Genomic DNA, 10745 nt, shown 5'->3' on the forward strand with positions numbered 1-10745 from the left:
AGCTTGTGAAATTCGCAATGCTTGGACCGCTGCAACTCAAGGATCGCGGCGTCATTCACATCATCTCTTTCTTTGACCTTCGTTATGCCGAAAATCGCGGTGTTTCCATGAGTTTCCTGACGGCTGACAGCGATGGCGAGCGTTGGGCGCTTGTCGCTTTGACCTCAGTGATTGCGTTGGGGGTCGCTGTGTGGATGTGGCGCGAAAAGTTACGCGGTGATGTGCTGGCATTGTCACTGGTACTTGGCGGTGCGCTGGGCAATATTGTTGACCGCGTGCGCTATGGCTATGTTGTCGATTATGCCGACCTGCACTTTGGTGCTTTCCGACCATTTTATATATTTAACTTGGCCGATGCCTGCATCAGCATTGGTGTATTGATATTGCTTGCCCGCGCGTTCCTGATAGGCGACAAGGAAACTGGTCGCGGGGCTGATGTTCAGGAACCTGCAAGCAACGCCGACATAGTGGAGAAGTCATGAAGCGGATATCATTCTTAGCGACGGCGTCAGTTGCCGTCCTCGCGCTTTCGGGCTGCGGAACGACCAGCATCTACGAACGTGACCGCCCCGATGAATTTGCAGTAACCCGGTCAAAGCCCATTGAAGTACCGGCCGAATTCATTCTGCCAGCGCCCACACCCAATGCACCGCGTCCGCAAGATGGCGATACAAAACAGCAGGTTCTGGATGCCATGTTTGGTGGCGCTGCACCTGCACCCCGCCCTTGATCCGGTTAGAAATTGGATAAGTATATGAATAAGAAATCTGTTCTTCTCGCCATCGCTACTTTGACGGCTCCCGCGCTGACAGGATGTGCGTCTGTGGGAAATCTGCTGGGTGGAAACCAGGCATCTGCATCGGCCGCTGGCCGTGCTGCGCCTTTGGTGGTCCCGCCAGACTTTGCGCTTGAACCAACGGCTGCGGCGGCTATTCGACCTGCCGAAGCGGGACAGGAGCAAGTGCTGGAAGCCTTGTTCGGCGGCGCGGCTCCGCGTTCGGCAGCAGAACGCGCTATCTCAACCCAGCCCGGTTCGGCTGAACTCGGCATACGTTCGTCGGTCGGCGATCCCCAGACTAACACGATTAACAAGGGCAGCATCACCCGCGATATTATTTCCGCGCCCGAAGGTGACGGCCAAACCGCTCAGGCCGTTATTCCCGGTTAATTTGAGCGAATAGGCGCGGTTTTAAGCGCTCACGCTCGCTTCTTCTACGCCAGCGCTGTTGTGGCGAAGTGCCTTCAACACGGTTTCCACGATCTGCGGTGCGTTCAGGCCAGCTTCGTCATATTGCTTCTGTGGCGAGTCATGCTCCTGGAAAATGTCGGGCAGGCGCATGGTGCGGATTTTTAGACCAGTATCCATCAGGCCTGAATCACTCGCCAGCGTCAGGACATGTGCACCCAGGCCACCGATGGCCGCCTCCTCGACGGTTACGACAACTTCATGCGTAGCGATCAAGTGGCGGATCATCTTTTCGTCGAGCGGCTTGGCAAAACGAAGGTCAGCGACGGTGGTGCTAAGACCCTTGGCATCAAGGGTATCGGCGGCCTTCATCGCCTCTGCCAACCGCGTGCCGAGCGACAGGATCGCTACCTTCTTGCCTTCGCGCATGATCCGGCCTTTGCCGATTTCAAGCTGCTGCGGCACTTCGGGCAAGGGAACGCCAGTGCCATTGCCACGTGGATAACGGAACGCAATCGGGCCACTGTCGTGCAGGACGGCCGTATAGGTCATGTGGACCAGCTCTGCCTCATCGGCAGGAGACATAACCACCATATTAGGCAAGGTTGCCAGATAGGTGATATCGAACGACCCGGCATGGGTGCTGCCGTCTGCGCCGACCAAGCCAGCGCGGTCAATGGCGAAGCGCACAGGCAGGTTCTGGATCGCAACGTCGTGCACGACCTGGTCGTATGCGCGTTGCAGGAAGGTTGAATAGATTGCGCAGAACGGGCGCATGCCTTGCGCAGCGAGGCCAGCGGCAAAGGTCACCGCATGCTGCTCGGCGATACCGACGTCGAATGACCGTTCAGGGTGCGCAGCGGAAAATTTGTCTACGCCAGTGCCGCCCGGCATTGCGGCTGTGATCGCGCAAATTTTCGGGTCAGTGTCGGCAAGCTTTGCCAGCGTTTCGCCAAAGACGTTTTGATAGGCTGGCGGACCGCCGCCAGGACCCTTTTCCTGCTTGCCGGTGATCACGTCGAATTTTACGACGCCGTGATATTTGTCATCGGCGGCTTCCGCCGGGGCATAGCCCTTGCCCTTTTGCGTGACCACGTGGATCAGCACTGGGCCTTCGGCGTTATCGCGCACATTTTCGAGAACCGGAATAAGCTGGTCGAGATTATGGCCGTCGATTGGACCAACATAATAAAAGCCAAGTTCTTCGAACAAGGTGCCGCCCATGGCCATGCCACGGGCAAATTCTTCGGCTTTGGACGCTGCGGTATAGATTCGACGCGACAATCTTTTGGCAACCTTGCTGGCAAGACTGCGCAGCCCAAGATATTCGCTTGAGGACACGAGGCGCGACAAATAAGCCGAAAGTCCACCGACGGGCGGGGCAATTGACATGTCATTATCATTCAGGATGACTACGAGGCGGTTTCCCGCTGCCTGAGCGTTGTTCATGGCCTCGTACGCCATTCCTGCCGACATCGATCCATCGCCGATCACCGCAATCGCCTTGCCGGGCTTGCCGGCAATTTTGTTTGCTACTGCAAAGCCCAAGGCTGCCGAAATCGAAGTCGAGCTATGCGCTGCGCCAAACGGATCATATTCGCTCTCGCTGCGCTTGGTAAAGCCGGAAAGCCCGCCACCAGTGCGCAATGTACGGATGCGGTCGCGGCGTCCGGTGAGAATTTTGTGCGGATAGCATTGATGGCCCACATCCCAGATCAACCGGTCATCGGGCGTGTTGAATACATAATGGATAGCCGTCGTTAGCTCCACTACGCCAAGCCCGGCGCCCAGATGCCCACCAGTTACCGACACTGCCGAGATCGTTTCAGCACGCAGTTCATCGGCAAGCTGGCGGAGCTGCGACGCTGCTAGATTGCGTAGGTCCGAGGGCACTTTAACCGTGTCAAGCAACGGCGTGTCAGGGGAATGTGTCATGGCTTAAGCTTTAGCGCCGTTTTATCGGGCTGTCGAACGGGTAATTGCGGATCTTTCACCCGCAATCAGCACACTTCCCGCGCACTTCGATGACTGGCCGAACCTGTGCGAAACCAGCATGTTCCGCCGCTGCACGTACGCTCATGGTCAAAGCGTCGTCGTCGATATGGGTCGCAGTCCCGCAGCTATCGCAAATCAGGAAGATACAATCATGTAGGCATCCGGGGTGGGAGTTGGCAATATATGCATTGGCGCTTTCGACGCGGCGGGCAAGATTTGTCGCTACAAACAGGTCCAGGATACGATAGACGCTATTAGGGGCGACTCGCTTGCCGCGACGCTGCGACACAAGGTCGGCAATGTCATAGGCCGAAGCTGGCTTTTCAAACGTAGCCAGTACCGCGAAAATGTCTGACCGCATGTCAGTCCATTGTTCGCCAGCTTCAATAAGCGCGGCCTCTGCTGCGTGCGCGAGCGACGCGCCTGCATGCTCGTGGTGGTTATGTGCTGCCATGTAGCCTATGTAGGCTTTGGCACGGGGCGGGTCAATCGACCGTCAGTTGGCGTTCAGATTCTTGCCCGGTGGTTCAGCAAATGGCCAAACCCAAGAAAGATTACGCCCATCACGGTGCAGGCGATCTCCATGCCGCCATGGGGCAGTGTGAGTGCGCCGCCCATCATACCGATACCAAGCGCCCCGATGGTGGCAGGCATGAACAGCCCGTGATCACGAAAGCCCTTGCCCAGTGCCAATATGCCGAGTGCAATGGCAAGAAAAAGCCCGACCTCGTGAATGACGGGGTCAAGCAACAGGCCACTTGCAGACGCGAGAACCGCAAGCAACACCGTCGTTATAAGGCAATGCAGCAGGCACAGGCCAGCTATGCTTAAGCCCAATCCGTCCCATCGCCATTTGTGCCAAACACGTGTCATGACTTCGGCCCTACACCGATTCGCTGCACGTTACAACATTACATCACATTATTTGCAGTTAATTTGGCGTTTTTTGCAAGTGCTGCCTGCTTGCGGGGCGCAGCATTACGGGGCATATCGGCTGCCATGGATATTGCGCTTAACTCCTCTCCCGCATCCAAGTTGCATATGGCAAGACCGGGCGCGCTTATAAACTGGTTGATGTTTGTCGCTGGTCTCGTGTTTGTGATGGTGGTTGTCGGCGGCATTACGCGTCTGACGGAATCTGGCCTTTCCATCACCGAATGGAAGCCAATTACCGGGACATTGCCCCCGCTCAACGAAGCGAGTTGGGCCGCAGAGTTTGAAAAGTATAAGCAAATTCCCGAATACACCGAAATCAACGGGCCCGCCGGAATGACCTTGGCCGAATTCAAATTCATCTATTTCTGGGAATGGGTGCACCGTCTGCTTGGCCGCGTCATTGGCCTGGCCTTCGCATTGCCACTTGCTTGGTTTTGGGTGAAGCAAGCTATTCCAACGAGCTATAAGCCACGCTTGCTTGCGTTGCTCGCTTTGGGCGGTCTTCAGGGCACCATTGGCTGGTGGATGGTATCGTCCGGTCTTTCGGCCCGTACTGATGTCAGCCATTATCGCCTTGCCGTGCATCTTCTTACCGCGCTGATCATTCTTGGCGGGCTTGTCTGGACTGCGCTTGATTTAAGGATGCTCGCGAACAATCCTGCAGCGCGGTCGGCAAAAGTTACGCGCTTTACGGCTGCGGTCTTTGCCATTCTGTTTGTTCAAATGCTGTTCGGTGCCTGGGTCGCTGGTCTGAATGCCGGTTATGTGTCCAACACCTGGCCTTTGATGAACGACCGGCTTTATCCAGATGGGGTCGGTACCGCTAAGGGCATGTTTTATGCACTGGTGAATGACCCGTATCTGACGCATTTTGTGCACCGCTGGTGGGCATGGGTCGCGGTGATTGCACTTGTCTTGCTGTCCCGTCGAGTCAGACAGGCAGGGGTGCGCAGTGCGTCCGTCGCGATTCACAGCGCCTTTGGCGTCCAGATCATCCTGGGCATTGCTACCGTAATGACTGGCGTGAATATCGTGCTTGCCGTGTCACACCAAGCGGTCGGCGCTTTGGTCGTCGCAACGACCGTGTGGGGCGCGCATATATTGGGGCGCAAAGCGGCCTAATCAGAGAGTGGTATTATTATACCCGTCTTAAAAACCCCGCTTTTGCTTGACTATCGGGGCTTTCATCGCCATTGGCACCGCTTCGTGTGTAGATCAGCAATGATTCTACAGTTCTACAAAATTTCGAAAGGTGCGATTAGCGATGAAAACGCTATCCAGAGTTACGAAATCCATCCGTCCGCAGGACGTGGAGAAATCGTGGATCCTTATTGACGCAGAAGGTTTGGTTGTTGGCCGTGTTGCTAGCATCATCGCCAATATTCTGCGCGGCAAGACCAAGCCAAGCTACACCCCACATGTTGATTGCGGCGACCATGTTGTTGTCATCAATGCCGACAAGGTGAAGTTCACCGGCAAGAAACTGACTGACAAGGTATATTATCGTCACACCGGTTACATCGGCGGTATCAAGGCAATCACTGCCGGCAAGATACTCGACGGTAAGTTTCCCGAGCGTGTCCTTGAAAAGGCCGTAGAGCGCATGGTTCCACGCGGACCATTGGGCCGTGCACAAATGCGTGCATTGCACCTCTATAACGGCACTGACCACCCGCATGCCGGTCAACAGCCAACGACGCTCGACGTCGCTTCCATGAACCGCAAGAACAAGGTGGGTGCATAATGTCCGAAACTGCAACTTCGCTCGCTGATCTCGAAACCCTGGGCGCCGACGTTCAGGCGCCTGCGCAGATCGCTGCTGTCATTCGTGAACAGGAAATCGATGCGCAAGGCCGCGCTTATGCAACTGGCCGCCGCAAGGACGCCGTTGCCCGCGTCTGGCTGAAGCCTGGCACTGGCAAGATTGTCGTCAATGGCCGCGATCAGGAAGTGTATTTCGCACGTCCGTCGCTTCGCCTTGTCATAAACCAGCCGTTCGGTGTGACTGAGCGTACCGGTCAGTATGACGTGATCGCAACCGTCAAGGGCGGTGGACTTTCGGGCCAAGCCGGCGCCGTCAAGCATGGCATCGCGCAAGCGCTCTCGAAATACGAGCCTTTGCTGCGCAGCGCAGTGAAGTCGGAAGGCTTCCTGACCCGCGACAGCCGCGTTGTCGAGCGTAAGAAATACGGCAAGGCCAAGGCGCGCAAGAGCTTCCAGTTCTCGAAGCGTTAAAGTCATTCAGTCCGGCAAGCTTACCCTTGCGGCTTATTCAAAAAAGGCGGCTCCCAATGGGGCCGCCTTTTTCCGTTGTCGGATAGTGTGTTGACGTGCAGATATATCGCATGATCAAATATATCCTCATCGCGCTGCTGCTTGGCTTGGTTGGTTCGGGCATCTGGTTCTGGACCAAGACCGATCCCCAAAAGCTGGATTTCGTCGACCGTATTGCGCCAGGCGCATCTGAACATATGCAGGCGCCCCTGACCGGCATAGCTTATGGTGATGATATGCGGCAAAAGCTTGATATCTATACCCCGGCGGAAAAAGCCGGAACGCCGCGTCCCGTATTGATCTTCTTCCATGGCGGTGCATGGCGTGATGGCGAACGTGACGGCTATGGCTTTCTAGGGCGTGCATTTGCATCACGCGGGTTTGTCACCGTGGTTGCCGATTACCGCAAAGCGCCGACGGTGCGCTTTCCCGCCTTTGTGGAGGACACAGCAGCGGCAGTTGCATGGGTGCATGACAATGTTGCCAAGCACGCTGGTGATGCCAACCGCATTTTCGTCATGGGGCATAGTGCGGGCGCGCATATCGCGATGATGACTGCGCTTGACCCGCAATGGCTGGCCGCGAACAATCTTAAACCCGATATTATCAAAGGGGTTATTGGCCTTGCTGGGCCTTATGATTTCCTGCCGCTGACAACAGAGTCCTCTAAAATCGCGCTGGGGCAATGGCCTGATCTGACGGAGACTCAGCCCATTACCTACGCGCGGGCCGATGCACCGCCACTTTTGCTTTTGACGGGCGACAAGGATACGGTGGTCAAACCGCGCAACAGCAAGATTCTATCGGCAAAAATTGAGGAGCTTGGCGGAGCGCAACAGTTGAAGATTTATCCCGGCGTAGATCATGCCGACATTATCATGGCGATTGCGCGCCCGTTTCGGAATAAGGCACCTGTCATCGCCGACATTGTGAACTTTATCAACGCTCACGGACAACAATAACATCGCAATTGCGGATCAACGCACCAAGGCGGGCTTGCAGGTGGCGAGAACGTCGTAATGCTTGCCCCGCCCGAACGTGGTAAAATCGTTGAATCCGCCACTTTCCAGAATTGCGCGCAAGCTGTCCGCATCGCTCCATTTGGCATCGACTTCATAAAACACCGACTGGATGCGTGACAGGAACCGCGATTTGACCAGCTCTGCCATTACCGCAGCTTCATGACCTTCAACGTCAACCTTGATCACCAGCATGGGGGGGTCGCCAAGCAGGTTGTCCAAAGCTTCCATATCGATGGTTTTAATCTCAAGGCCGTCAGCACCATCATCGCGCAAGGACGCAAGTCCACTGTGCGCGGCGTCGAAGACAATCCTGGCTGTCCCATGCTGGTTTGACAGTGCAGCTTCCACAGCCTGTACTTTGTCCTGAAGACCATTGGCGTCGACATTTTGGCGCAGTCGCGCGAACGTGTCCGGTACCGGCTCAAGCGCGATAGCGCGCGTGCAATGCGGGTTTTGGCCGGCGATCAGACTATACAGACCTTGGTTGGCACCAATGTCGAGGAAGACGAAGGGTTGCTTGATCGATTTGAGATGACCTGACAGGCCATGACCGTAAACGGCAAACCGACAGTAAATAAATGTGCGGTCCCGCCAGTTTGTTTTCAGCAACACGCCATAGCTGGAACGGCTGAAGCCCGTGCCTTCGCCGCTTAGCTTCGCCCTCAATTTGGCATAAGGAAGAACCACAGCCTTTTTGAGCTGCTTGATCAGAAAATCCACACTCGTCATTTCAAGTCCCCCGCGCGGTCTGTGGGCGCGTAATCACATCCCGGTCCGGGGCGCAAGGGAGGATCGGTAATAACTCCAAATCAGGAGGCTGACGAGGACAGCGCTTTGCAATATCCCGTGCACCCCCGCGCCGTTCAACCCAAGCCACCAGATGATTACGGGCAGCAAGGGCAACATTCCGATATTGCTGGCCAGATTAGCGCGGGCACTCACCCATGGTCGCCCCTGTGCCGTTAAAGCTGCGGACAGTGTAGGCATGCCAGCCATCATGGCGCGGCCAAGGACGACAAGGATCAGCAACGACGCCCCCCCGGCAAAGCTTGCACCGCCAAGCAGTATAAGAACTCTGTCAGCAAACACGCTCATGATAGCGGCTGCGACAAGCGCCGTGATGGTTGCAAAAATGGCGGACCGGCGGACGGCCCTGCCTGCGGCCTTGTCATCACCGCTAATCAACAGCCGCGTCACCACCGGATAGGCAGCTTCACCAAGCATTTGGGCGGGCTGGATCAAAATTGCACTTGCTCTTTGCACGAGGGCATACAGCCCGGCAGCGGCAGGCCCAAGCATCCAGCCAATGATAAGCGGGGTGGCCTTTGGAGCAATGTCGCGCAAGGTTAGGTCCAGATTGGTAGTGGCAATAAATCGCACGATACCCGGGTTCTCCCGCCGTGTACCTTTTAGCGTCGGACGTCCATCTGCTGAAATCGCCAGATGCCGTGTGCCGATCCAGCACAGGACCCACATGGACACGCCCTCGGCAATTGCGGCGGCTAACCACACCCAGAGAAAGGCACCCAGTCCGCCACCGGTGAAATAAATTGCAAGCGCACCTGCCAGACGAATAAGTGGCATAATCGTGGGATGCAGGCCGATAAGGTCAAAGCGTTCTGCCAACTGAAGCAGGCCTTGCGGCGTTGCGCGTACGGTCGCGAAAATGGCGAGGCAATATATTCCGCCGAACTGAATGGCTTCGGAGCTCCATCCCAGTGACGCACCTACCCACGGCACCAGCAGCATCGCCAGCGCGATGGCGACCGCCGCCATGCCAAGTTCGATGAGGGCGAGCAACAGTACAAGATTGCGAAACTGGCTATGTGCACCGCGGTTAAGTGCTTCCGCCCCGTAACGCACCATGCCGTGGAAACCGGAAAAGGCGATTGTCCCCCCCATGAGCGTTGCAAAGCCATGCACGAGGTTGAGCACCCCATATTGTTCGACACCAAGCACGCGGGCGGCAATCGCAATCGACCCAAGGCTAATGACACCCGCCGCAGCCTTGCCCGACAACAGTCGGCCCATATTGCCTGCAATTCGACGCACGGGCGAATTTGGTGCTACTGACAGAGGGCTATTCTCCTTCGTCACCTTGGCTCGCCCAGATAATCGATTATGGCCTTTGCGCCGCGCAAAGAGGCGAGTTCATCGGTCACGGAAAAACTGTCCTGAAGAACGGCGCGCTGCGCGTCACTATATGCAGCGTGGGTCGCAAACGCCTCGTCCACTGCCGCGATGATGTCGCTTGCGTCAGTTTTGACAGGGCCAGTTGTCCAATGGCGGTAATTCGCATTGCCCTGCCAATCCGTCTGGTGGGCGTCCAGAAACAAGCATGGACGGGGACGGAACAGGAATTCATAAACTTGGCTGCTTACGTCACCCAGATAAAGGTCAGCGGCATTGGTATAGGTCATATCAGTGCACGCGGCGCTGCCCAAATCTATCAGCATATGCGCAGCATCATAATATCGGCGCGCAGGTTTTTTGGCGCGCGCGATGGACAGCCTGTCGATGGTCATCGCCCATGGGCGCGCAAAAAGCATCACATGAGGCGCGAAAATCAGATTGTACCGGTCACTGTGGTAGAACTGTTCCAACACATCTGCACCAAACTCAAACCAGCTTGATAGATGCGGTGACGGGTGTGGATTATACAATATGGTTGGGCGGTCAGAATGCGGAAACAGCGGCTTTCGATCCGGTGCCGCAATGTCAAACTTCGCATAGCCGATGATGCGGATTTTGTCCTGCGCAACATGGGCGTCGTGGACAAGGCGTTCCCGGATTTTCTCTCCAGATACCAGAATAAGGTCAAACTGCGCACTTTCAGCGTTAAAGCCAATTGCCCTGTCGCCCGCCCCATGCCGGGTGTGAATAAATTTCAAATCACGCAATCCATATCGTGTCTTCAATATCAGGCTGGATTTCTCGGAAACGACCAGCGCGTCGAACTGCCGGAAAAAGTCAAGATTATCACGATATATGAGAATTTTACGAGCGGGCACCACCTTGTCCAAGCCGCGCACGAGCAGTTGCGACAGCATTGATTGGGTGTTCAACTGGATAATGTTTACCCCTTGAAGTGCAGCGCCACTCAACCTGCGGATTTCCCCCTCCAACACCGCGCTTGTCACCGCAATCGTAACCTCAGCCGCACGGCTTCCAATCATCTGCAACGCGATCGGCAGGCTATGCGCGATCTGGTGCGTTTGATCATGGTTGAACAGGAAACAGATTTTTTTCACGTGCTTCAGTGCCCGGTATCAATGGAAAAGTTGCGCACCTGCCAGTTTTTCTGCGCTGCCATCCGAAGCAGCTTTTCGGAG

The 10745-nt window shown here is 56.0% G+C and carries 13 protein-coding genes; 7 read left to right on the forward strand and 6 right to left on the reverse strand.

Translation table 11 applies throughout. From position 1 onward, the window contains the following. The 3 genes from lspA to ACK4S7_RS12495 all read left to right on the forward strand — a co-directional run. On the forward strand, positions 1 to 482 hold a 482-nt coding region (lspA, locus tag ACK4S7_RS12485; RefSeq protein WP_409647390.1), incomplete at its 5' end, for a signal peptidase II. Beyond that, positions 479 to 730, forward strand: a complete 252-nt coding sequence (locus ACK4S7_RS12490) for a DUF3035 domain-containing protein (protein ID WP_409647392.1) — start codon at positions 479 to 481, stop codon at positions 728 to 730. The genes lspA and ACK4S7_RS12490, both read left to right, overlap by 4 nt. A gap of 24 nt (positions 731 to 754) precedes the next feature. After that, positions 755 to 1168 (forward strand): DUF3035 domain-containing protein, encoded by a 414-nt coding sequence (locus ACK4S7_RS12495; protein WP_409647394.1) that lies wholly within the window; start codon positions 755 to 757, stop codon positions 1166 to 1168. A 21-nt stretch (positions 1169 to 1189) separates the two neighbouring features. On the opposite strand, the gene dxs is transcribed toward ACK4S7_RS12495, so the two are convergent. Genes dxs through ACK4S7_RS12510 form a run of 3 tightly spaced genes read right to left on the reverse strand, consistent with a single transcriptional unit; the run spans position 1190 to position 4054 of the window. After that, positions 1190 to 3121, reverse strand: a complete 1932-nt coding sequence (gene dxs, locus ACK4S7_RS12500; protein ID WP_409647396.1) for a 1-deoxy-D-xylulose-5-phosphate synthase — start codon at positions 3119 to 3121, stop codon at positions 1190 to 1192. A gap of 55 nt (positions 3122 to 3176) precedes the next feature. Continuing rightward, a complete protein-coding gene (locus ACK4S7_RS12505; protein WP_409647399.1) occupies positions 3177 to 3635 on the reverse strand; it encodes a Fur family transcriptional regulator in 459 nt (152 codons plus the stop codon). Positions 3636 to 3688: 53 nt separating this feature from the next. Next, positions 3689 to 4054, reverse strand: coding sequence for a MerC domain-containing protein (locus ACK4S7_RS12510; protein WP_409647401.1), 366 nt, complete (start codon positions 4052 to 4054; stop codon positions 3689 to 3691). Between the two features lie 168 nt (positions 4055 to 4222). Between ACK4S7_RS12510 and ACK4S7_RS12515 the strand changes: the two genes are divergently transcribed. The 4 genes from ACK4S7_RS12515 (at position 4223) to ACK4S7_RS12530 (ending at position 7353) form a co-directional block, all read left to right on the forward strand. Beyond that, complete coding sequence (locus ACK4S7_RS12515; RefSeq protein WP_409647403.1) at positions 4223 to 5239, forward strand: COX15/CtaA family protein; 1017 nt, start codon at positions 4223 to 4225, stop codon at positions 5237 to 5239. 142 nt (positions 5240 to 5381) lie between these two features. Then, positions 5382 to 5861 (forward strand): 50S ribosomal protein L13, encoded by a 480-nt coding sequence (rplM, locus tag ACK4S7_RS12520; RefSeq protein WP_409647406.1) that lies wholly within the window; start codon positions 5382 to 5384, stop codon positions 5859 to 5861. After that, positions 5861 to 6352: a 30S ribosomal protein S9 gene (gene rpsI / locus ACK4S7_RS12525; protein WP_409647409.1), complete on the forward strand. Its 492-nt coding sequence runs from the start codon at positions 5861 to 5863 to the stop codon at positions 6350 to 6352. Before rplM ends, rpsI begins: the two co-directional genes overlap by 1 nt. Positions 6353 to 6462: 110 nt before the next feature. After that, positions 6463 to 7353: an alpha/beta hydrolase gene (locus ACK4S7_RS12530; RefSeq protein WP_409647412.1), complete on the forward strand. Its 891-nt coding sequence runs from the start codon at positions 6463 to 6465 to the stop codon at positions 7351 to 7353. A 15-nt stretch (positions 7354 to 7368) separates the two neighbouring features. Here ACK4S7_RS12530 and ACK4S7_RS12535 read toward each other — a convergent pair whose 3' ends face one another. The 3 genes from ACK4S7_RS12535 to ACK4S7_RS12545 are packed head-to-tail and all read right to left on the reverse strand — an operon-like array spanning position 7369 to position 10664. Continuing rightward, the gene (locus ACK4S7_RS12535; RefSeq protein ID WP_409647415.1) at positions 7369 to 8142 is read right to left on the reverse strand and encodes an FkbM family methyltransferase; all 774 of its coding nucleotides are present in this window, start codon (positions 8140 to 8142) and stop codon (positions 7369 to 7371) included. 33 nt (positions 8143 to 8175) lie between these two features. Next, on the reverse strand, positions 8176 to 9510 hold the full coding sequence (locus ACK4S7_RS12540) for a lipopolysaccharide biosynthesis protein (RefSeq protein ID WP_409647418.1): 1335 nt from the start codon (positions 9508 to 9510) through the stop codon (positions 8176 to 8178). Continuing rightward, on the reverse strand, positions 9507 to 10664 hold the full coding sequence (locus ACK4S7_RS12545; RefSeq protein ID WP_409647420.1) for a hypothetical protein: 1158 nt from the start codon (positions 10662 to 10664) through the stop codon (positions 9507 to 9509). Before ACK4S7_RS12545 ends, ACK4S7_RS12540 begins: the two co-directional genes overlap by 4 nt. Positions 10665 to 10745: the final 81 nt, after the last annotated feature.

Source organism: Sphingorhabdus sp. (assembly GCF_046292425.1).
GTDB lineage: Bacteria > Pseudomonadota > Alphaproteobacteria > Sphingomonadales > Sphingomonadaceae > Sphingorhabdus_B.

Excerpts from the sequence above, each read along its gene's own strand:
- ACK4S7_RS12535 (WP_409647415.1), bottom strand. The coding sequence starts at position 8,142 with ATGACGAGTGTGGATTTTCTGATCAAGCAGCTCAAAAAGGCTGTGGTT.
- ACK4S7_RS12505 (WP_409647399.1), bottom strand. The coding sequence starts at position 3,635 with ATGGCAGCACATAACCACCACGAGCATGCAGGCGCGTCGCTCGCGCAC.
- rpsI (WP_409647409.1), top strand. The coding sequence starts at position 5,861 with ATGTCCGAAACTGCAACTTCGCTCGCTGATCTCGAAACCCTGGGCGCC.
- dxs (WP_409647396.1), bottom strand. The coding sequence starts at position 3,121 with ATGACACATTCCCCTGACACGCCGTTGCTTGACACGGTTAAAGTGCCC.
- ACK4S7_RS12490 (WP_409647392.1), top strand. The coding sequence starts at position 479 with ATGAAGCGGATATCATTCTTAGCGACGGCGTCAGTTGCCGTCCTCGCG.
- ACK4S7_RS12530 (WP_409647412.1), top strand. The coding sequence starts at position 6,463 with ATGATCAAATATATCCTCATCGCGCTGCTGCTTGGCTTGGTTGGTTCG.
- ACK4S7_RS12495 (WP_409647394.1), top strand. The coding sequence starts at position 755 with ATGAATAAGAAATCTGTTCTTCTCGCCATCGCTACTTTGACGGCTCCC.
- rplM (WP_409647406.1), top strand. The coding sequence starts at position 5,382 with ATGAAAACGCTATCCAGAGTTACGAAATCCATCCGTCCGCAGGACGTG.
- ACK4S7_RS12510 (WP_409647401.1), bottom strand. The coding sequence starts at position 4,054 with ATGACACGTGTTTGGCACAAATGGCGATGGGACGGATTGGGCTTAAGC.
- ACK4S7_RS12515 (WP_409647403.1), top strand. The coding sequence starts at position 4,223 with ATGGCAAGACCGGGCGCGCTTATAAACTGGTTGATGTTTGTCGCTGGT.